The organism is Algibacter miyuki, assembly GCF_030409805.1.
Taxonomy (GTDB): Bacteria; Bacteroidota; Bacteroidia; order Flavobacteriales; family Flavobacteriaceae; genus Algibacter; species Algibacter miyuki.
Genome location: NZ_JAUFQP010000015.1, coordinates 12,948 through 35,405, shown reverse-complemented (window position 1 = coordinate 35,405; position 22,458 = coordinate 12,948). Strand labels below are relative to the sequence as shown.

Genomic DNA, 22,458 nt, shown 5'->3' with positions numbered 1-22,458 from the left:
AACACTACAGTAATATCAAGTGGTATCAGAGAAACAAGAGACATTTTAATTAAGCGTCACTTAATATTACGATAATGTTCTTTTATTAAAAATTCTCTTAAAAAAATTTATAAAAACAGCTTTTTTATGGTGCAAAACACAAAAAAGCAGAACAACTTATTTTACAAAGTTATCCTGCTTTTTTTATTGTTTCGCTTAAATGAAAATCATTCTAGCACTAGCTCTAAATGGCTTTACATCACAACTATTTTCGTTGTTAGGTTTTATTAGGTTTTACATGATTAGGCCCTAAACCATTTCTCCAATTGTTCCCACAGGCTTTGTATAGCAATTGCTTTAAGGCTTCTGTTTTTTCAGGATATTCTGATGATAATTCATTGGATTCTTTATAATCATCGGGTAAAAAATAAAGTTGAAACACGTCTTTTTTAAGAAAATAACGTAATTTCCAACCGTCGTTAGTTACTATAGCAGGGCCCAACGTAGACGCATAAACCGTATATTCTTTTTCTACACTTTTTTCTCCAAAAAGCGTTTTCGCATACGAGATAGCATCTTTTTCTTTTAGAGGTTCTGCGCCCACAATTTCGGCTAACGTATTCAGAAAATCGTAATTATTTACCAATTGAGTCGAAATAACGCCTGGTTCAATTTTTCCTTTCCAATACCAAAACAATGGTACACGCACGCCCCCTTCCCAGTTAGAGCGCTTAATGCCTGCCATGCCATTATTACCGTCAAAAACATCCCCACTTAAATCACTATAAAATTTAGTGCTAACATTGTTATAAACTTCTCCCGTTTGCACGTTCCGTTTCTTGTCCGTTTCTCCTGGTTGTTGATAATAGAGTTCATGCCCATTATCAGCCGAAAAAACCAAAATGGTATTGTCTAGAATATCTAGCGCTTCCAATTTTGCATAAATTCGTCCCACATCGTCATCCAACATTTTCACCATCGAAGCATATTCTTTTTCAAGTTCCGTAAGATCAGGATTGTTTTTAAACTCGGCCGCAACCTCAGGTATTGCAATTGGTCCATGCGGTAATTGCGAAGGAAAAAACACAAAAAAAGGTTGCTCTGTTTCCTTCTCACTTTGAACATCGAGATAATTTAATAATTTATCCATGATGATATTTTCCGAATAAACAGCCTTCCCTGTCATATCCCATCGTTTTTTATAATTTTCTGGAGATTCTGGTTCTGGATGCTTTCCGCAATCATCAAAAACATTTCCTGGAATATCAAATTTCTTTCCATTTTCAAACAAAAATGGCGGATAAAATCCATGACAACGCTGGTGATCGTAATACCCAAAATGGTAGTCCCATCCATGGCGTTCAATCCGTTCGGGAGTTGTTGCAAAACCCCATTCCAACTTACCAAACTCGGCTGTAGTGTAACCCGCATTTTTAGCCACTTGTGCCAAAAAAACATCATCTTTTTTAGCCGGCATGGCTACCTCATGAATACGTTCTTTTATTTCATCAAAAGTTAAACCTTTATCCAATTTCTGATATATTCCTGCTTGCGTAACATTGTACGCATCCGTTCTACAATCGTTCATACCCGTAATTAAACTAGCGCGAGCAGGCGAACAATAATAACTTCCGTAGGCATTATCAAAACGTATCCCTTCACTTGCTAATTTATCTATGTTTGGCGTACTAATAATTTTCTGCCCATACGTTCCCAACAAACCACGTCCCAAATCATCAGCATAAATAAAGATAATGTTGGGTTGCTTTTCTTGTGCTACCAAGAAATTACTAACCATTATGGTAATAATAACAACAAATTTCAATCCTCTGTTTTTCATAATAGACTTATTTTAAATTTGCTTTAATTCCCCATTAAAACTAAAAACGTCATCTTTTTGGGTATCCACTTCTATCTCCTTGTCATAATAACGTAAGTTTAAAGTATTTCCTAATTTTGAAGTAATCTCTAAGGACTTCAATTGGCCTAATTCCCAGGTGATATCAATTTCGAAACCTTTTCTAGCCATAATACCTTGTATACTTCCCGATGCCCAAGCTGCTGGTAATGCTGGTAGAATGTGTATTTCTCCGGTATGACTTTGCATGAGCATTTCTGTTATTCCGGAAACGACACCAAAATTTCCATCAATTTGAAATGGAGGATGTACATCTAATAAATTTGGTAAAGTAGATTTACGTTGTAATGCCAAAATATTCTCGTAAGCTTTATTGCCTTCTAACAAACGTGCGTAAAAATTGATAATCCAAGCTCGGCTCCATCCTGTATGGCCACCACCTTTAGACAAACGGCCTGCAATAGTTTTTTTTGCAGCCTCGAAAAGTTCTGGTGTTTTCAACTTTGAAATTTGATTAGATGGATGCAAAGCATATAAATGCGAAATATGTCGATGCCCCGGCATAGCCTCTTCCAACTCGTCTACCCATTCTAATAACCGACCATCCTTACCAATTTTAAGCGGTGGCATTTGTTTAATTTTACTTTTAAGTAAATCGCTAAATGCTTTATCCATATTTAAAATTTCTGCGGAAGCAATACAGTTATTAAATAATTCTAACACAATAGCACGGTCCATTGTGGGACTTATGTTTAGTGTGGCCTTTTCTCCTTCTTTGGTTAAAAAGTTATTTTCGGGTGAAATAGATGGCCCCGTAACCAGAAGCCCAGTTTTCGGATCCTCAACCATGAAATCGACAAAAAACAAAGCCGCTTCTTTCATAATAGGATACGCCTCTTTTTCAAGATAGGTTTTATCTTCCGTGTATTCATAATGCGTAAATAAATGCTGAGCACACCAAGCCGCACCCATAGGCCACATACCATATCTGGCTTTTCCAAAAGCCGCTGTAGAATGCCAAACATCACTAGTATGGTGCGCTACAAAACCTCTCGCGTTATAAGTTTTTTTTGCCGTAATACGCCCCATTTCTCGCAAGTTTCCTATAAATTCTAAAAAAGGTTCGTGGCATTCCGCCAAATTTGTCATTTCGGCCATCCAATAATTCATTTGAACATTGATGTTAATATGATAATCTGAATTCCAAGGTGGCGTAAATCCATTTGCCCAAATACCTTGTAAATTAGCTGGTAATGTACCCGGACGTGAACTACTAATTAATAAATATCGGCCAAATTGATATTGAAGCTGCGTTAAATAATTATCTACAGCACCTTCCTTTACTTGCTTTAAGCGTTCATCAGTTGGTAAAGCTTCTCCTGTATCATCCGATATTTTGAAAGCCAATCTATTAAACAAACTTTGATAATCCTGAGTATGGCGCTCGAATAGTTTTTTATATGATGTAGAAACTACGTTTTTGTACATTTCGTTACAATTTGTTTCTGGGTTAGAACCACGGTAATCACTAGCTGCAATAACTTTTATAATGACTTCATCAGCATTAGAAATTACGACTTTTCCTTTTTTAATTTCAGAAAAGCCACCTTTAGTTTCAAAATGAATTATAGCATGAAACTTTACACCGTGACCATTACCCACATGTTCAAAAAACTCAATTTTGTTATCAGATACTGAAATTTCAGTTTGTTTATTACGCTTTACCCAAGCGGATAAATTAATCTCACCTTTTTTATCTGCGGAATACTTATAAACCATGACTTTATCTGGAAAACTAGAAAAGTAATCGCGTTTAAAATGAACACCTTCATTATTAAAAGACGTTGTTACCAACGATGTTTTAATATCTAGCTCACGCTTATAATTTGATAATGAATCTAAATTTGGAGTCTCAATAAAGAGATTAGCCAACATTTGATAAGTACTTTTCCCTGCAGGTAAACGCTCGGTTAAAATTTTATCCTGAACCATGGCTTCCGCATCCATATAATCTCCATCAAAAAGTAGTTTTTGTATGGTATCAATGTATTTTCCGGCATCCTTTTTATCCCGGTTATAATCTTTGCCACCTGTCCAAATCGTTTCTTCATTTAGGCAAATAATTTCGTTTTCTGGGTTTCCATAAATCATAGCTCCAAGACTTCCATTACCTATTGGTAGTCCTTCATTCCACTTTTCAGTAGGCTGATTAAACCATATTTTTAAAGGGCTTATTTCCTTCGCTTCTTTTGTTTGATTACAGCTAAAAAAAGTGAATGCGACTAACATTAAACAAGTTAATTTACTCGATAATTTAATTAGGGCTGTAATGTATTGCTGTTTTATCATATTTGTTTGGTTGTTTAGTTGTGGTTTGTTTTTAATAAATATTTTAATTTACTTTTTTATTTATGACTGAAACTAAAGACAATCACACGTTTTTCATGAAAAGAATTATCGTGTTGAATAACTAACCTTCAGCTTATCAAGGCTAAGATTACAGCGCCTTTTCAATTCCTTTTAGAATCCATTTACTCAACTTTTTACAGCCTATCTTAACTATAGCGTACATATAACTGTAGTTATTTTTCTGTATTTCTTCATTTCTAGATTATTTGATCTTATTTGCTTTGCGTTGATTAAATTACTGCTTTTTATATTAAAAGAATGGCCAATCTATAGATTGGCCAAAACTGTTTACTTATTTATCAAACTAAATCGTTATTAATATTTTGAGGTTTAATACGCATTACTTTATTTGATGCTGTTATACACTATAACCAAAATATTGCTTTCTGATTTTACTCAAAATTTATTTTAAACACATGAGAACTACTACCATAACCTGGTTTTACCTGAACTCCTGTCGCTAAATACAAATATGCAGGCTTATCATCTATAAAAAGTATTTGTGCACGCTCTAAATGGCCATCTTTTTTACCTCGATATGAAACAGCATCTTTTAAATATTCTTCACCAACATAGTGTAACAAATCTTCGTAAGCACGTTCTGTTTTTTCAGCAGGAAAAGAAAATCCATCACCCGATTTCCATAATAGACCACCACCGCTATTTCCTAAAGACGCTCTAAAATCACGACTAATCATGTATACAGAATCTTTCATTGTAAACGCATAAGCATCCTCAAGCGGCATTTTTTCTTCGGTTACTCTTGTTGGTTGATGTATATATGGGCCTTCAACATTATCGGCTACCACAACACCATAAGAATACACATAACCTTTAGGTTCTTTTCTAACTACAGATTTATGATATAAAAAGTACTTACCGTTATATTTAATTAATGATGGGTTGGAAACTCCTAATCTGGCCGTGTAATTCCAAACTTCAGGATTTTTAGTTTGACGTAAAATAGTACCATCGGCTTCGGCTCCTTTTGCTGGTCGCCAAGTATCGTTTAAATCATCGGCAACATACATCACAATACGTTGTGTTTTTAAATCGTTGTTTTCGTTAACAATAAAACAAAGTTGATATTGCCCATCAATATTGCTAATTGTTGGGTTATGTGGTGAATTAAACAAACCATCTTGATCTTTCACTGCGATACCAACATATTCAAAAGGTCCTTCTGGACTATCGCTCACATAGTGTCCAATTTCGCAATCTTTAAACCAGCCGCTAAAATCAGATTGTGTTGCGGTAGACCATTGTGCCGAAAACAAATGCGTTTTGCCATCCTTATCTTGTACAGGAGAAGAACCCCAAACATGCATATCTTTTTGTGCCGCAGCATTGCCTATATATTCAAATTTCATTTTTTGAGCTTGGCTATTACAGCTAAAAATTAAAAGCAATAATGTTAATAATGTAATGTGTTGTAATTTCATTTTTGTTTTGTTTTTGTATTCTATCTTTAATAATTAAGTTGATTTTCAAATAACACTCTTATTTTTGTGTTTTCTTCTCAAATTTTTTATTCACTCTTTAACTCTTGCGTCCATTCACTCGCAAATCCCCACTGTTTAATAACTCTCATTTTAAAATAAATAGGAGTTTCTTTTTTAATATTAGGAATATTAAGAACTCCCTGTACTTTGGTTGTTAATTTTTTATCATACGTGTTTGAACTAGTCCCATAAAGGACTTCATATAAATAATCGTAAGGACTCACACTGTAAGCTATAAAAACGCCATTTTCAGTATGTTTTGTATTCCAAATTATTGGTGGTAATTCATCTTCATCTTTTGTAAGCTCTTTTATTTCTGAAGGCATACTCTCTCCTTTGTTGTTCAAAGCTATGAGTTGATATTTCCAAACATGACCTTGTTTTATTTTTTTATCTTCAATATCAATAAAATTATTTGTTGTTTTCTTAGTATTGAAAACCGCATCATCTTTCTCATATCGAACATAATACGCCTCGGCATCTTTACTTTTTTCAAAAAAAACCCGAATACCATTGTTAGCTGTATTGGCAAATGTAATAACAGGCTGTTTCGGAACTTGAAACTTAACAACATCTGTGTAAACTTTGTAACCTTGCGGATCTAAGAAACTAACTTCTATCATGCTTAAGCTGTCTTTTGCACTCCACTCTAAGAAAACATCAAATGTGTTATCTCCAGGAAAAATAGTTTTAATAATTTCTGTTTTTGTTTCTACAGGTTTAAAATCCGAATCAAAAAGGGTGTACTGTAGCTTATAATCTCTCAATATATTTGCAGGAATATCTAAACGCTCTCTTGGTTGAATAGTGACTTTTGCATTTCCTTTTGCAGTGTTTATACTGGATACTGTCAGGTTTTTTATGGGACTAAATTCTTTTTGAACGCTATAAAAGCCTTTTTTCTTGTCTCTAAAAGAAGTTACAATTCCCCAAGCTCTGTTTTGAGAAGGAGGCGTTTTCCATCCGTCTTTACCATGATACGTACTTCTGTAATCATTAAACGTCCATAAGGAAGCACCTAAAACATATTCTTTATTTCGTAGCCCATCCATCATTTTTTTAACAGGAATATCTCCTAAGTTTGGGTCTTCCGAATTTAGTTCTTTACCAAACTCAGACATAAAAATGGGTTTCTTATGGTTTTTCCAAGTACCATCTGCCTTTTTACCCCAATTCTGATATCCATTTAGCATTGCTAAATCGGAGTACATCGTTGCTTCTTTTGGTGAATTATTAGCCGAATTAGACACGGAAACAGCGATTCTATTTGGATCTAATTTTTCAGCCATCTCTATAGCCCCCTTTATATAAGCATCTACTTTTGGGTTTTTAGATGCCATACCCAATTCATTACCTACACTCCATCCTATAACTGCTGGATGATTATAATTATTTTCGATGATTCTTTGTAACCATTCTTTTGGTTTTGGATGTTCTGGATCTACTAAAATATCTTTTCCCCAAAGCCCAACTTCTTCAAAAATCATAATTCCTTTTTCATCCAAATAATCGATGTATTCTTTGGGTAAATTTACATGACTCAATCGAGCCATATTGGCTCCCAAAGTTTTCATTAAATCAACATCTTCTTTAATACGTTCTATAGGTAATGTATTTCCTGTAAATCGATCTTCTGGCACTACATTGAACCCAACCGGCCTTATACTTTCTCCATTTAATAGTAATTTTAAACCATTTATTTCTAATTTTCGAATACCAAATCTATCCGAATTTGTATGCAAAATTTCTTTATTTTCTGACAAGGTAACTGTAGATTCATATAAATTCGGAAAATCAAAATGCCATAAATTCACTTTAGATTTTGGTAACTTATGTGACCAGTTTACAATGTATCGATTGGTATTTGCAGGGATTGAGGCTTTTACTTCCCCTTTTGCTACAACCTTGCCTTTATGTTTAACATTTACATTAAATAGCACGTTTCTAGGCGTATTGCTAGAGTTGCTACTCACAATTTTCACATCTAATTGAGCCGTTCCTTTTTTTAGGTTAGGCACTGCATCAATATGTTGAAACTCGATACGTGCTTTAGGTGTTAACTCTAACCAAACTGGCCTTCTGATACCTCCCCAATTCCACATAGCACCGCTTTTAAAAACGTTATTAACCAGTACGGTTAACCTATTTTCTTTTCCAGGATTTACATATTCCGAAATATTAAAATGAAAAGGTAAAAAACCAAAATCATGTTCTCCAACTAAATGCCCATTTACCCAAACCTTAGAATTGTTGTACACAGATTGAAACACCAAACGCAGTTGCTCTGTGCTTTCTATTTCTTCAACATTAAAAGTTCTAGTGTACCACGCATCTCCAACATATTCAGAATATTCGTTTACCAAATCCCAATTACCAGGAACAGTCATAGTATCCCAAGACGCCGTATTTACATCTTTTGCAAACCATTGAGAAGATTCTCCTTGCGCATAAGGATCTGTTTTAAAGGACCATTTGCCATTTAATGATATATTCTCATTGCTTTGGGCATAACTAAAACTTGTGAATACAAAACATAAGATTCCTATTAAAATAGGTATTTTAAAATCCATTAAACTTTTTATCATTTTTACTTCGTAAGAATTCAAATTATATATCCGATTGATAAAACACTTTATCTTTTTACTAAGGATTTCCCGGAACCTCCTTTAAATCGAATCTTTCAAGAAACTGTCCCTTTTTATTAATAACTCGCTGTACACCCCATTCTATCAACTTTCCATTACCATTATCTATAAACGCTTCAGGACGATATGCTCCAGGAGCAAGTGGTACATTTTTATTTGTAAAATGGTGTGTTTTTTTAAAATTGAATCCATCTTCGGCATACATAATGGATTTACGTACACCCTCAGGTCCTTCTTTTCCTATAAGTGTGGCAACACCTTTGCCTTGAGGCCAAACTAATACTTCATGACCACCTTTTACAACAGGATTATTTTCGTATTTCACATACGGTCCTTCAGGATTATCGGCTATAGCAACACCCATTTTAGTTTCACGTGGCGATTTACCCCATTGGCGTCCTTTGTAGTATAACCAATACTTTCCGTCACGGACAATTACACTAGCATCGTCAATTCTGTGACTATCAAACTCAGTAACATTATCACTAGGAACCATTATAGGATTAGTTGGAAGTTTTGCCCAAGGACCATCAGGAGAATCGGAAACAGCTATGCCTATCCTTGTTTTAGATTTATCAAGATCCTTAGTTTTATATGGATTATTAACTCCTGAATAAAAAAGATAATATTTATTTTTAGCAACTAAAATACCAGGTGTAAAACAACCTTCATCATCCCAACTGCCATCTTTTCCAGGAGGTAAAACTTCTCCTTTTTCTGTCCAAACAAATCCATCTGGTGAGGTTGCATACCATGTTGCCCATCTTACATGATCTCCTACTTTCCAATACCAAACATAATACAAAGATCCTACTTTTATAACATCACTTGGGTCGCCTCGTTTTATGCCCTCTTCAAAACCTAATGCTTCAATTGGAGAATATGATGCTGTTACCGATTTAAAGTTCGATTGAGAAAAAACATTACTTATCCCCAAAAACAAGATACCGATAATTACAAAAATATTTTTCATTAGTAATAAGTTATAGTTTGTTATTTATAAAATGATAATAAAACCATTTTGTTAAGTAACATTCTAGATAATTATCAAAGTTAACCTAAAACAAAAACATATAATTATCAATTTGGGGGTATAAATGTTGAATTTAAACCAAAAAACACCTATAACAAGATTCACTTAACACCTATAAAAACCTTAAAAACAATAACATATAAAAAAAACCTAATTTAAACCACATTCTATGGAAGACGACGTAAGTAGAACTTAAAATTATAAAAAAAAAGTACTAACTATTACTTCAAAAATTAGTGATTTAATTTTTTAATTGAGTAATTGGTCTCCTATCAAAGCTTAAAGCGCCAATATTATTTTCACTTCCGGATAGCCAAGGCCCATTATAAATATCACGAGTGCCTACATAAAATTTACTTGGCAGATAGGTAATATATTTGTAATTAGAAGCCTTTTTTAATGTAAGAATAAGTGAATTACCTTCAACCTTTATCTTATTTACTTCAAGATTAATTTGTTTGGTATTTGAATCTTCCGAAGCAAAAAACTGATCTTTCAAATAATGAACTACACCATCAACCGTGCTCTCTTCTTCTAAAAGTATAGGTTGATCGAAATGTAACACCATACGTTTTGAGCTTTCATAATTAGCCTCTAACAACTTAGGAGGTGTTATGGTAAAACTTGGTTTTTCGTTATAATAATCGCGCGCTACTAACGGATAAATACGCTGTGCAAATTCCAAATAGCCTTCATAAGCAAAATGACAGCCATCATGTCCCGTAACACCTAAAGTAGACATGATATTTACCATATCATATTTTTGATCAATCTGGTTTTGAACTTCTCGCATTTCAGATAGGTAAGATATTGGATTGCGTCCACACCCCGGATGTAGTTGAAATAAATACACCTTTTCTAGGTTAGTATAAACCCGTTTCCAATCTTGTAAAAGCGTATCGAAATTAGTAGCATAAGACTGATAGCCTTCTATAGTTGCAGCATTCGATTCTCCTTGATGCCAGAAAATAGCTTTAATTTTATCTTTCAATCCTGCCTGGTCTACTCGGTATGCTAAGCGACCAAAACTAGTTTCTAATGATGGTTTTTCTGGATATAACATATTTTGTTCAATTGACGACGAACCACTTCCTCCATTAATAATACAAACAGGTATTTGATGTTTTTCAACAATAAGTTTCATTAATTCCATTCCCCAAACACCAACACCAAATGGATTTATTTTAAACCATCCACCAACGCCTTCTAAACCTTCAAGATTACCAGTTGCCATGCCCCAGCGCACTTTTTTCTCTTTATCATTATACGCCTTATACCCCGTTTTAACGCCAAAACTTCGGCAATAAGGATTGCTATAAGTTGATGCACTACTACTCGGGTGCGAATTAGATTGCCCCGTAATAATATAAGCATCTCCACAAACAACATCATCAGCCTTAAAATAAAGACTATCTATTCCCTTTTTATTGATGTAAAACTCGAATCGGTAGGCGTGTAATCCTGCTTTAATAGTTGAAGAAACAGAGAACTTTTTATTCTTTAAAGTGTCACTCTTTGTATCGTAAAGAGCATTATCTTTAAAAACCTTTAAGGTGAATGCTTTAAAATCGGGTTCTCCTTTAACTTCTCCAGAAACAGCAACTTCTGCTGTATTTGAAGTGTCACGGGCATAAAGCTGAAGATCTTCTGGAGCTTCGTTTAACCTAATTTGTTGTGCAAATAAACTCGTTGCTAAAAAAGTAAAGGCGAAAAAAAAGTAAAGTATTTTATTCTGTGTCATATTCCTATTAATTGAAGCCTAAAAATACTTTTATTTTTGAGGGCAAAAAAATATTATAGATTGAATTGTAAGAATAACATTAAGCCATGAATAAATGTTATTCATTTAAACCCATAAAAAAACCAGCCTTGCTTGAGTAATTTACTTATACAAGGCTGGTTTTTAATTTTAAAACTTTCAGTTGATTATAATACTAATGCGAATGTTCGGCTTCTCCTTTTTGCATTTCAGCACTTAAATAATAAGCATTATTATAAGCAAATTTGATACCTGGAGCCAATTCATTTTTGAATATAACTTCTACCCAATCGCCATCTTTAGCTCCTAAAAATACTTCCACAGGTTTAAAACTCCAATCTTCATTTTCTGGTTCAACAGAAAACACAAAAAACGAGTCGCCTTTTTTAAACACAGCACTTTCTGGCAATGCTTTAGTTTTAGAATTTTCAACTTGAATTTTCCCCGTGATATACATTCCAGGAATTAAACGGCCTTTTTTGTTTTCAATTTCAGCATGTACATGCACCGCTTTCGGATCACTTTCAAAAGTTTTACTCACCGAATAAATTTCCGCGATTAATGCTTCATCAGGAAGCGATTGTAAATTAAAAACAACTTTTTGACCCTTTTTCACTTTAAAAACATCTTTTTCAAATACCATTAAATCGGCATGTACATGATGGGTATTTACAATTTCGAACAATTCCGTTTGTGGCTGTACATATTGTCCCGTTTTCACTTCTACTTTTTGAACAAAACCTTCTATCGGGCTGCGTAACGAAATGCGCTGTGCAATGCTCCCATTACCTACCGATGTTGGACTTATATTCAACATTTTCAACTGTGCTCCTAAACCATTAACCATGGCTTTAGAGGCGTTGTATTCCGCTTCTGCTTTTTGAAAATTAGCACCAGAACTAACTCCAGCTTCATATAGTTTTTGTTGGCGTTCAAAATTATTTTTCAAAAAATTACTATTGCTAAAAGCGTTTAAATATTCCGTTTGCATTTGAATAATATTTGGATGCGAAAGATAGGCAACCACTTGCCCTTTCTCCACTTTGTCGCCTTCTATAACATTAATTGAAACCACATTTGCGCCAACAACCGAAGTAATCGCAGCTTCATTTTGTGGCGGCACTTCTAGAGTACCATTGGCTTCCACATAACCACTCATATTTCGAAAAGCTATAGTGTCCGTTTTCATCTTTAAAGCTTCAAATTGCTGCTGACTTAGCATGACTTCTGCGCCATGATCTTTCGTTTTTTCTTGATGTAAATCTGATTGTTTTTCGTTGGTTTCACTGCTATCGTGATTATGTCCATCATTTTCATTATGACTATTTTTTCCACCACAGGAAACCAAAATTAAGGTTAGAAAAACGAATCCTAAAATGTTATATATTGTATTTTTCATATTCTTAGTTGTTAAAATATTGTAATTCAAATCTACTTTCCAAATAATTCATAAAAGTCTTTTGTGCATCTAATTCAGATTGTACCGCCTCTTTTATCAACTGTGTAAACCCAGGGTAATCTAGTTCCCCTTCTTTATAAGCGAATAATGCGCCCGTTTTTTGAGATTTAGTTAACGGCAAAACATCATTTTTATAAAACAACCAAGCTTTTTGCCATTTGAAATAAGTTTCTTTAGCTTGAAGGTACTTCGATTTCACTTCTCGTTTCTTGAATGCCATCGCACTTTCAGCAATAGCTTTATCTATGCGCGCCGTTTTCACATTAGCTTTATTTATACCTGATAAAAATGGAATGGATACGCCAGCTTGATAGGTGTAAAAACCAGAATTACCATTAACCTTTTGCAAACCACCTTGTAAATTTAACTTAGGCAAATTGTTTGCTTTTTTGGCTTTATAACTAGCTTCTGCTTCGGAAAATTGAAGTTCTGCAAGATTATATATCGGATGAGATTCAGCATTAAATTCAGCTGTTTCAATATCATTTTCTAATTCTAAAGTATCTGAAATGGTGAAAAACACATCGGACACCAACCAAAAATTCAACTGTTGCAAAGCCAATTGATAATCGCTTTTCGCTTCCATTAATTTATTATGAATTTGTAACGCCTGATTTTTAGCGGCCAAATATTCTAATTTAGAAATGGACTCAACTTCGTAATTCAAGGTAACCGCATTTTCAAAATTGGAATAAATGGAATCTAATTCTTGATATAAATAAACCTTGTTTTTTTTCTGAAAAGCTAACGCCCAAGCCTTTTTTACAGCCAATTCTAGTTCTAATTCTGATAATTGAAATGCTTTTTTAGAAAACTGAAGGCGCTGTTTTTGCAATTCTTTTTTAGCAGAAATACCAAAAACATCAATATTAGATTGCCCAAAACCAACGGTTGTGTAAACACCACGACCACTATCCAACTCTTCTCCGCTTGTATAAATTTGAGTGGTTCCAAAATCGTAAACCGTACTTTTTAACTGCTCTTGTTTGGTAATTTCTAACTGTTTTTGTTTTAATAATGGATAATTTTCTTTTGATAATTTAACCGCTGCTTCCATCGAGATTTCAGGCATAGCGTTCCCGATTTTCTGAGCATTTATAGTATTAGAAAAACCTAAAAAAACAACTAAAATAGCTGTAGTAGAAATTACTCTTTTATTCAGATTAAATTTTAAAGATTTCGTTTCTACCCAATGATATAAAATAGGAATAATGAACAAAGTTAACAATGTTGATGTGAGCAAACCTCCAATAACTACTGTAGCTAACGGACGTTGTACCTCTGCACCTGCCGAAGCAGATATAGCCATAGGTAAAAAGCCCAAAACATCAGTAAAAGCAGTTAACATAATTGGGCGAATACGGCGTTTTGTGCCTTCGATAACTCTATCTTTTAAGTTGGTTACGCCCTCCTCTTTTAATTCATTTAAACCACTAATCATTACCAAACCATTTAAAACTGCCACCCCAAATAACACAATAAAACCAACACCTGCAGAAATACTAAAAGGCATATCGCGCAGCCATAACGCTACGATTCCGCCAATGGTTGCCATGGGAATAGCGATGTAAATCATCAAGGTTTGTGGCAGCGATTTTAATGCAAAATAAATGAGAACAAAAATTAACAGTAATGCTATAGGCACTACCGTTTTTAAACGATTACTCGCACGTTCTAAGTTTTCAAAAGCCCCTCCATAGCGAATAAAATAACCTGATGGCAATTCGAGTTTGGCATCTAATTTCGACTTGATTTCGGTAACTAACGATTTCACATCACGGCCTCTCACATTAATCCCTACATAAGTCCTCCGATTGGTATTATCGCGACTAATTTGCATAGGACCTGCTTTATAAGTAACATCTGCAATTTCACGAAGCGGAATTTGTACGCCAGACGGTAAATTGATATACAAATTTTGAACATCTGTAATATCGCTTCGGTTGCTAGCATTTAACCTAACTACTAAATCAAATCGTTTTTCACCTTCGAAAATAGTTCCGGCTATTCCACCAGCAAAAGCCGATTGTACAATTTGATTCAGCGTATTAATTTGCAGCCCATATTGTGCCAATTTACTACGATTATATATTATGGTCATTTGTGGTAAGCCTGTTGTTGCTTCGGCTTTCATATCGCCAATACCATCTGTACCTGCGATAATTTTTGAAATTTCTTCCGCTTTTTCCGATAGAATATTGATGTCTTCACCATACAGTTTTATCGCAATATCTTCTCGAACCCCTTCCAGTAATTCATTGAAACGCATTTCTATGGGTTGCGTAAACTCGTAATTTACACCAGGAATAATTTCAACAGCCGCTTTCATTTTTTCGATGAGTTCGTCTTTTGAGCTTACTGTAGTCCATTCGCTTTTCGGCTTTAAAATCACGATAACATCAGCCAAATCCATTGGCATCGGATCGGTAGGGATTTCAGCAACACCAATACGACTCACTATTTTTTCAACTTCTGGAAATTTAGCTTTTACAATTTGCTCAATTTTCGTAGTCGTTTCAATGGTTTCTGTCAGAGAACTTCCAGGTTTTAAAATAGCGTGAAATGCAATATCGCCTTCATCCAACTGCGGAATAAACTCGCCTCCCATTTTGGTAAACATAAATACCGCTATTCCGAAGCAAACTACAGAAACACCTATTATTAGTTTTCCTTTTTTCAAAGACTTCTCTAATAATGGTTTGTATTTGTTTTCTACCCAACGCACGAACTTATCACCATAAGATAGTTTCTCCGATTTTGGAGCTCTTAAAACCAATGCTGACATCATAGGCACATAAGTTAAACAAAGTACCATAGCGCCTATCATTGCGAAAATAAAAGTGAGCGCCATAGGTTTAAACATTTTACCTTCGATACCTTCGAGAGCTAATATGGGCAGAAATACAATAAGAATGATAAGTTGTCCAAAAAAGGCTGCATTCATCATTTTTTTTGAGGCTTTAGAAGCCACTTTATCGCGTTCTTCCGAAGTTAATTTTTTCTTTTTTAAAACTTGAGATGCAATTAAAAACACTGTGCTTTCAACAATAATAACAGCACCATCTACGATAATTCCAAAATCAATAGCTCCTAAACTCATCAAGTTTGCCCAAACATCGAATATGTACATTAAAATAAAAGCGAATAATAATGATAAAGGAATTGTTGATGCCACAATGAGTCCGCCGCGCCAATTTCCTAATAAAAAGATCAGCACAAAAATGACTATCAGTGCGCCTTCCACAAGGTTTCCTGAAACCGTAGATGTGGTTTCGGCAATGAGTTTACTACGATCTAATAAAGGTTCTATAATAACGCCTTCTGGTAATGATTTTTCAATTTGAGCCATTCGCGCTTTTACATTCTGAATTACCTCGTTAGAATTTGCGCCTTTAAGCATCATCACTAAACCACCAACCACTTCGCCCTCGCCATCCTGGGTTAAGGCACCGTAGCGAATGGCTGAACCAAATTGTACCGTGGCAATATCTCCAATAGTAATCGGGATATTGTTACTAGTTTTTATTGCTGTTTTTTTTATATCGTCTAAACTCCGCACCAAGCCTTCGCCACGAATAAAATTCGCCTGATGATTCTTTTCGATATACGCGCCGCCCGTATTTTGGTTATTGGCTTCGAGAGCTTCAAAAATATCGGTAATGGTTAATCCGATAGCTTTTAACTCATTCGGATCTACGGCCACTTCATACTGTTTAATTTTTCCACCAATGGCGTTCACCTCAACAACACCTTCGACCATAGCCATTTGGCGTTGTACAATCCAATCTTGCATGGTACGTAAATCGGTGATCGAAAATTGGTCTTTAAACTCTGGTTTTACTTTTAAGGTGTACTGATAAATTTCACCCAACCCCGACGAAATAGGGCCCATAGCAGGTTCGCCAAATCCCTCAGGAATTTGCGCTTTAATGGCGTTTAGTTTTTCGGCTACCAATTGTCGAGGCAAATAAGTACCCATATCGTCATCGAAAACAATAGTAACAACCGAGAGTCCAAAACGAGACACCGAGCGAATTTCTTGTACATTAGGAAGATTACTCATGGCAACCTCAACGGGATAGGTTATAATTTGTTCGATATCTTCCGTACCTAAATTTGGGGCTTGGGTAATAACTTGAACTTGATTGTTTGTAATATCTGGAACGGCATCGATGGGCACTTTGGTAATGCTCCAAATCCCGGCTCCTATTATGGTTAGCGTGAGCAAACCAATAATGAATTTATTATGGATTGAAAAATCAATGATTTTGTTAATCATGGAAATAGGTTTTAATTCAGTTAAACTTTTCCGAGACCTTTCATATTAAAACTTAGGAGTTGGTGATAAACATTTAAGACCGTAACGCTACAGGCGTAAAGACTATATTCTAGCATCTTTACAAAAGTAAGCTGTCTTTTTATCAGGCTTCTAAAAATTTTAAAATATGAGTGACTCAAAACGAAATGAACCAAAAGGTTCAAAATAGGATATAGATATCCCTCGAAAAACTTAATTATGCCCGTGGTGGCTGTAAAATGGAAGTATTAAAATCTTTTTCTAACTGGTTTAAGTAGAAAAAATCTTGAGTAGAAATGAAAGCCATTTCAAACTTAATAGTTGCCGTTTTTAAGTTAGTAACATTAATATGGCAACATTGGCAATTGCAAAAAGGAGAACATAAATCGGCGTCTTGATGTTGACTATCATGATTTAAATTCTGAGAAATTTCAGTTTTAACATCATCATTAACCACAACAGAATCATCGCAAGCTGTTAAGTTCAGTGCGAAAATATAAATGGATAATATGAATGCTAAAAATTTCATTAGTACAAATATAGAGATTATTTTGTATTATTATTCCTAAGCATCTTTAATTCGTCAAAAGCAATTGGAACAGGATAAAAATGAAGTTCCTGATTGTTTTTAATGTTCCCTGTGAGTGCAACGGTTCCCATATAATCATCATCCATTTTAAAACTAAAAACTTCTATATTATTAATTTCATTCCATATTGAAGTGTTTAAAATATGCTTACCATCTAAAGCGGGTACTTTTGGAAAATTATCGTCGATGCCCTGGCCTGTCGCTTTTACTACCGCCTCTTTCCGTGTCCAAAACTTGTAAAATACATGCTTTTTATCATCAGCATTTAAAACAGCATCAATTTCTTGCGCATTAAAAACATGTGCCAAAACGGCTTTAAAATCAAAATTTTTAATACTATGTTCAATATCGACCCCAACGGGTTTATTAGCAATAGCTATGACGGCATAATCCCCGGCATGAGATAAATTAAAATGTAAATTGGGGTGGTTTTTCAGAAGTGGTTTTTTGTGTTTAGTAATTTCAAATCTTATTTCAGAAACAGGAATTCCAGCTTCTTGAGCTAGAATAAATTTTAATAACACTTTACTGATTATAAACCTATTCCTATCTTTTTCTTGATAATATTTATCGGCTCGGATATTTTCTTCAGGTGTTAAAAACGATCTTAACACCGCTATATATTCAACATACTTTGTAAACTTTATTTTGAAAAGTTTTACATTAACATCCTCATCAAGCTTATGATATGTGTTGATAACATCAATGCTTAATACACCTTTGTGGACCTTAATTTTAGAATTATTCATTACAACCATCTAATACAGCTTGTAACACATAGCCTAGTTTTTTTTCATTTGGATGTTTAAACATATTCATATGATTTCCAGGAATCATGTGCCTATTTATTCCTCCTTTTGCCAAAGGTTCCCATCCTAAATTTTTAGTATCGTGGGCGTAAAAAACATCATCCACTTCAACTTTTAAGAGGTCTATCTCAATATCATCTGGCTTCATATAATGATTATCAACTGCTATTTTATGTTTCCGATCTAAGGCTTCGGGCCAAGGACGAGATCCTTTTTGTTCTTCTTTATTACCTAAATTAAATCTTAAAAACACCCTATTAAAACAGCCTTTAACAATATCTATTCTTCGATAAAAATTTTCTCTATCGCTTAACATTTTTCGTATAAAGAATAATAAATTCCCTGCCTTATAAGCACATAAAGCCATTTTCTTTTTAATAGGATTTTTGAAATAATAATTAGGATACACATAACTATCTAGCATAATTAGTGTTTTAACCTTTCTATTTTGAGTTTTTAAAATCCGGGCCATTTCATAAGCAATAATACCACCAAATGAATAACCTGCAATGGCATAAGGCCCTTTTGGATTCGCTTGTACAATCTCCGAAATATAATGTTCCGCCATGGCTGTAATAGAATCATGAGGTTCATCATTAGCGTAAAGTCCTTTTGCCTGTAAAGCATAAACCGGTTGCTCTTTATCTAAATTTCTCGCTAATGTTTCAAAAATTAAGACGTTATGGTCAGCACCATGAATAACGTACAAAGGATCTTTATTTCCTTCTGGTTTTATAGGTGTTAAGCAATTCCATTGTTCGATTTCTGTATTAGAATCAACAAATTCTGCCAATTTCTCAATAGTTGGATATTCTAACAAAGATGAAAGTGGCAGATTTTTACCCGTTTCTTTTTCTAAACTGACCATAACCTTAATGGCAATAAGCGAATGCCCACCAAGTTCGAAAAAATTGCTACAAATATCTATTTGTTCTCGATTTAAACAAGCTTTCCAAATGGTTGTTACAATCTGTTCTGTTTTGCTCCGAGGTGCTGTAAAATGGGTTGAAACGGCTTTAGACATGGTATTTGCCAACAAAGTCTTTCGATCAATTTTTCCGTTTAAGGTTTTTGGGAATTCGGTTATCACATGATAATCCTGTGGCACCATATAATCTGGAAGTTTAGCATATAAATTTTCTTTCCAAAGAGCTATAGTTTCTTTTGGCATATGCCCTGATTTCTCAGGAATAACAAATGCCATTAAGTGATTTTCATTTACCAAAACCACCGAAGATTGAACACCTTGCTCTTCATCTAAAGCTTGCTCTATTTCTCCCAACTCTATACGATGACCTCGTAATTTAACCTGATGATCTATGCGTCCTAGGCACAGAATTTCACCATTTGGCAATAACTGCCCTAAATCTCCGGTACGATACAATTTTGAGTTTGAATTTAAATCGCAGGTGTTTGTTATAAACTTTTCCGAAGTTAAATCTGGACGTTTCCAATACCCTAAAGCAACACCGTCTCCAGCAATACAAATTTCTCCTGTTTTACCCGAATCTACCAATACGCCTTGTTCATTTAAAATAAACACCTGCGTATTGGCTATTGGTCGCCCAATAGTTATTTGCTCATCGTTACTTTTTATTTGCTTTACGGTAGACCATATCGTAGTTTCTGTTGGGCCGTACATATTCCACAGACTTTCAACACGTGTTAGTAGTTTTTTTGATAGACTTACCGGCATAGCCTCTCCTCCGCAAAGTGCTTTTATGGGTAGTGGGGATTCCCAGCCCACTTCTAACAACATTTGCCAAGTGGATGGTGTGGCTTGTAATATCGAGATGTTTTCTTGCTTTAATAGCTTTAGTAATAAACGGCTATCTCTTGCTGTTTCATCATTAGCAATTACTAATGTTGCGCCTACTAACAACGGCGTAAATAATTCTAACGCCGCAATATCGAACGATATGGTAGTAATGGTAAGCAGCCTATCCGCTTCATTAATACCAGGCTCTTGCAACATGCTATGTAAAAAATTGACCAAATTTTTATTTGTTACCGCAACACCTTTTGGTTTACCTGTAGAGCCAGACGTAAAAAGCAAATACGCCATACTGTCTGTATTAACATTTCTGTCAATCGGACTTTTAAAATAGGTGCTTAGGTTTGAAAAAATATCCTTGACAAATAATGTTTTACAATTAGATTTTATATGTAGCGCTTTTGATGCAATTAATAAATTAGATTGCGAATCTTCTAACATAAACTCCAAACGATCTTCAGGATAATTGGGGTCTAACGGTAAATATGCCGCACCACATTGCATAATAGCTAATAGAAGAATTACCAGTTCGCTAGATCTAGGCAAAGCCACTCCAACAATATCGCCAGAACAAACACCTTGTTCTACCAAATAATGCGCTAACTGATTAGCTTGTTGCTCCATATCTTTATAAGAAATACCACTTCCGTTAAACTTTAAAGCTTGTTTTTCAGGAAAATTTTGAGCCATTTTGGCTATTAAATTATGTAGCAGTACATCGGGATATGCTGTGGATGTATTATTTAATTGCTGATATGCAACATCCTTAGATTTTATAACTTCTCCAATAGTAATCTCAAGACTATTTGTGATAGTAACGAGAATTTCTTCAAACGAAACCATCATTTTTTTTACGCTTGACTCTGCAAACAGAGCCGTGTTATACGACCATTCTAAAACCAATTCACCATCAGACTTTAGAACGTTTAGAGATAATTCAAAAGTATCAAAAGCTTTCGGATTATTTTTTAGTTGAATGTTTAATCCTTCGAAAAGAATTTTATTCTCACGCTCCATATTGAATACCACAGGAACTAATGGTACCCGCGACGAATCTCTTGGTATGGCTAGTTGCTGAAGTAATTGTCCAAAACTAAACTCTTGGTGCTCTAAAGCTTTAGCAAATCCTACTTTTCGATAATATAAATATTCTAGAAACGTTGTTTCTGCTGAAATTTGACTTCTTAAAGGTAAAAAATTAACACAATGCCCTACGGTTTGAGGTTTTTGGTGAAATTCTTGCCCTGCGGAAAATAAACCAACAACTAAATCGGTTTGCCCTGTTTGTTGATACAAAAACACTTCAAAAGCAGCCATTAGAATGGTTACTAAATCGGTGTTGTTTTCAGTACCTATTTTATTTAATTTGTCAACTATATTAGCTCCAATAATAGCTTTGAGAAACTTACTATTATATGTTCTTAAAGTTGGTCTGGGATAATCGGTAGGTAAATTTAACGCTGGAATAGCTTGCGCATATTCTTTCTTCCAAAACGTTTTAGATTTTGAATACTCCTCGCTTTTTAAATATGTAATTTGCTTATCAGCATACGAATAGAAATATTCTGCTTTTGGCAAAGTAAGCGTTTTATTCAAAATTCCTCCAGAATAAATTTGTCCTAATTCTTCTAATAAAACACTTATCGACCAATCATCACAAATTATATGATGCGCTGTAAACACTAACTGATATTCTTGATGGCCCAATTTTATTAAGCCTACTTGAAACAATGGTCCCTTTACTAAATCGAAAACATGGTTTACGTTTTCATTTAAATAATTTGAAATATGTTGCGCTTTTTCGTCATTGCTAAAGCTAGAAAAATCTAAATGTTTTACGGAAAAGTCAATACTTTTATAAATATTCATCTCCATTCCTGAAGTACTGAAATTAGATCTTAAAGTATCATACCTATTCACTAATTTTTGAATAGAAGTTTCTAAAACATAAATATTTAAATCCCCTTGCAGCTCCAAAGAAATAGATGTATTGTATGCCTTATTGGCATTATCCCCTCCCATTTTACAAGAGATCCATATTTCGGACTGAGATTGCGTTATAGGGATAACTTTTTCCTTAATTTGGTTTTCAAAAGGATTATGAAGTAAATATTTAGTTCTGTTAGTAGTTGATTTGCTCATTATCCTAAATCCGTTTTTACAGGTTCGACTCGGAATTCCAAATTAGAAATAGATGCTTTTATCAAACCTCCAAAACCTATGTGATTTTTTAATGATAACAGGTTGGTTAAGCCTTTATATATGTTTAAAATAATCTCTGACATGTTGTTAAAAATAGAGTTTTTTCTCACAAAAATTGAATTAGTTTCGAATTTAGTCGTAAT

Annotated in this window: 11 protein-coding genes; all 11 read right to left on the bottom strand. The window is 34.3% G+C overall.

The genetic code is table 11. The features are described 5' to 3' along the window. Positions 1 to 256: 256 nt before the first annotated feature. Positions 257 to 1,819, bottom strand: coding sequence for a sulfatase-like hydrolase/transferase (locus QWY92_RS18340; RefSeq protein WP_290274245.1), 1,563 nt, complete (start codon positions 1,817 to 1,819; stop codon positions 257 to 259). 12 nt (positions 1,820 to 1,831) lie between these two features. Then, on the bottom strand, positions 1,832 to 4,186 hold the full coding sequence (locus QWY92_RS18335; protein WP_290274242.1) for a glycoside hydrolase family 95 protein: 2,355 nt from the start codon (positions 4,184 to 4,186) through the stop codon (positions 1,832 to 1,834). 452 nt (positions 4,187 to 4,638) lie between these two features. Further along, entirely contained in the window at positions 4,639 to 5,688 is a 1,050-nt protein-coding gene (locus QWY92_RS18330) for a glycoside hydrolase family protein (protein WP_290274238.1), read from the bottom strand. A gap of 86 nt (positions 5,689 to 5,774) precedes the next feature. Further along, on the bottom strand, positions 5,775 to 8,318 hold the full coding sequence (locus tag QWY92_RS18325) for a glycoside hydrolase family 2 protein (protein ID WP_290274237.1): 2,544 nt from the start codon (positions 8,316 to 8,318) through the stop codon (positions 5,775 to 5,777). A 73-nt stretch (positions 8,319 to 8,391) separates the two neighbouring features. Continuing rightward, positions 8,392 to 9,366: a family 43 glycosylhydrolase gene (locus tag QWY92_RS18320; RefSeq protein ID WP_290274233.1), complete on the bottom strand. Its 975-nt coding sequence runs from the start codon at positions 9,364 to 9,366 to the stop codon at positions 8,392 to 8,394. A 301-nt stretch (positions 9,367 to 9,667) separates the two neighbouring features. Next, complete coding sequence (locus tag QWY92_RS18315; protein WP_290274230.1) at positions 9,668 to 11,167, bottom strand: sialate O-acetylesterase; 1,500 nt, start codon at positions 11,165 to 11,167, stop codon at positions 9,668 to 9,670. Between the two features lie 193 nt (positions 11,168 to 11,360). Further along, on the bottom strand, positions 11,361 to 12,584 hold the full coding sequence (locus QWY92_RS18310) for an efflux RND transporter periplasmic adaptor subunit (protein ID WP_290274226.1): 1,224 nt from the start codon (positions 12,582 to 12,584) through the stop codon (positions 11,361 to 11,363). A 4-nt stretch (positions 12,585 to 12,588) separates the two neighbouring features. Continuing rightward, entirely contained in the window at positions 12,589 to 16,923 is a 4,335-nt protein-coding gene (locus QWY92_RS18305) for a CusA/CzcA family heavy metal efflux RND transporter (protein WP_290274223.1), read from the bottom strand. A 235-nt stretch (positions 16,924 to 17,158) separates the two neighbouring features. After that, positions 17,159 to 17,470, bottom strand: a complete 312-nt coding sequence (locus QWY92_RS18300; protein ID WP_290274221.1) for a DUF6660 family protein — start codon at positions 17,468 to 17,470, stop codon at positions 17,159 to 17,161. Between the two features lie 17 nt (positions 17,471 to 17,487). Continuing rightward, positions 17,488 to 18,279: a 4'-phosphopantetheinyl transferase family protein gene (locus QWY92_RS18295; RefSeq protein ID WP_290274219.1), complete on the bottom strand. Its 792-nt coding sequence runs from the start codon at positions 18,277 to 18,279 to the stop codon at positions 17,488 to 17,490. Continuing rightward, a complete protein-coding gene (locus QWY92_RS18290) occupies positions 18,272 to 22,255 on the bottom strand; it encodes a non-ribosomal peptide synthetase (protein WP_290274217.1) in 3,984 nt (1,327 codons plus the stop codon). Before QWY92_RS18290 ends, QWY92_RS18295 begins: the two co-directional genes overlap by 8 nt. Positions 22,256 to 22,458: the final 203 nt, after the last annotated feature.

Excerpts from the sequence above, each read along its gene's own strand:
- QWY92_RS18305 (WP_290274223.1), bottom strand. The coding sequence starts at position 16,923 with ATGATTAACAAAATCATTGATTTTTCAATCCATAATAAATTCATTATT.
- QWY92_RS18330 (WP_290274238.1), bottom strand. The coding sequence starts at position 5,688 with ATGAAATTACAACACATTACATTATTAACATTATTGCTTTTAATTTTT.
- QWY92_RS18335 (WP_290274242.1), bottom strand. The coding sequence starts at position 4,186 with ATGATAAAACAGCAATACATTACAGCCCTAATTAAATTATCGAGTAAA.
- QWY92_RS18295 (WP_290274219.1), bottom strand. The coding sequence starts at position 18,279 with ATGAATAATTCTAAAATTAAGGTCCACAAAGGTGTATTAAGCATTGAT.
- QWY92_RS18310 (WP_290274226.1), bottom strand. The coding sequence starts at position 12,584 with ATGAAAAATACAATATATAACATTTTAGGATTCGTTTTTCTAACCTTA.
- QWY92_RS18340 (WP_290274245.1), bottom strand. The coding sequence starts at position 1,819 with ATGAAAAACAGAGGATTGAAATTTGTTGTTATTATTACCATAATGGTT.
- QWY92_RS18315 (WP_290274230.1), bottom strand. The coding sequence starts at position 11,167 with ATGACACAGAATAAAATACTTTACTTTTTTTTCGCCTTTACTTTTTTA.
- QWY92_RS18290 (WP_290274217.1), bottom strand. The coding sequence starts at position 22,255 with ATGAGCAAATCAACTACTAACAGAACTAAATATTTACTTCATAATCCT.
- QWY92_RS18300 (WP_290274221.1), bottom strand. The coding sequence starts at position 17,470 with ATGAAATTTTTAGCATTCATATTATCCATTTATATTTTCGCACTGAAC.
- QWY92_RS18325 (WP_290274237.1), bottom strand. The coding sequence starts at position 8,318 with ATGGATTTTAAAATACCTATTTTAATAGGAATCTTATGTTTTGTATTC.
- QWY92_RS18320 (WP_290274233.1), bottom strand. The coding sequence starts at position 9,366 with ATGAAAAATATTTTTGTAATTATCGGTATCTTGTTTTTGGGGATAAGT.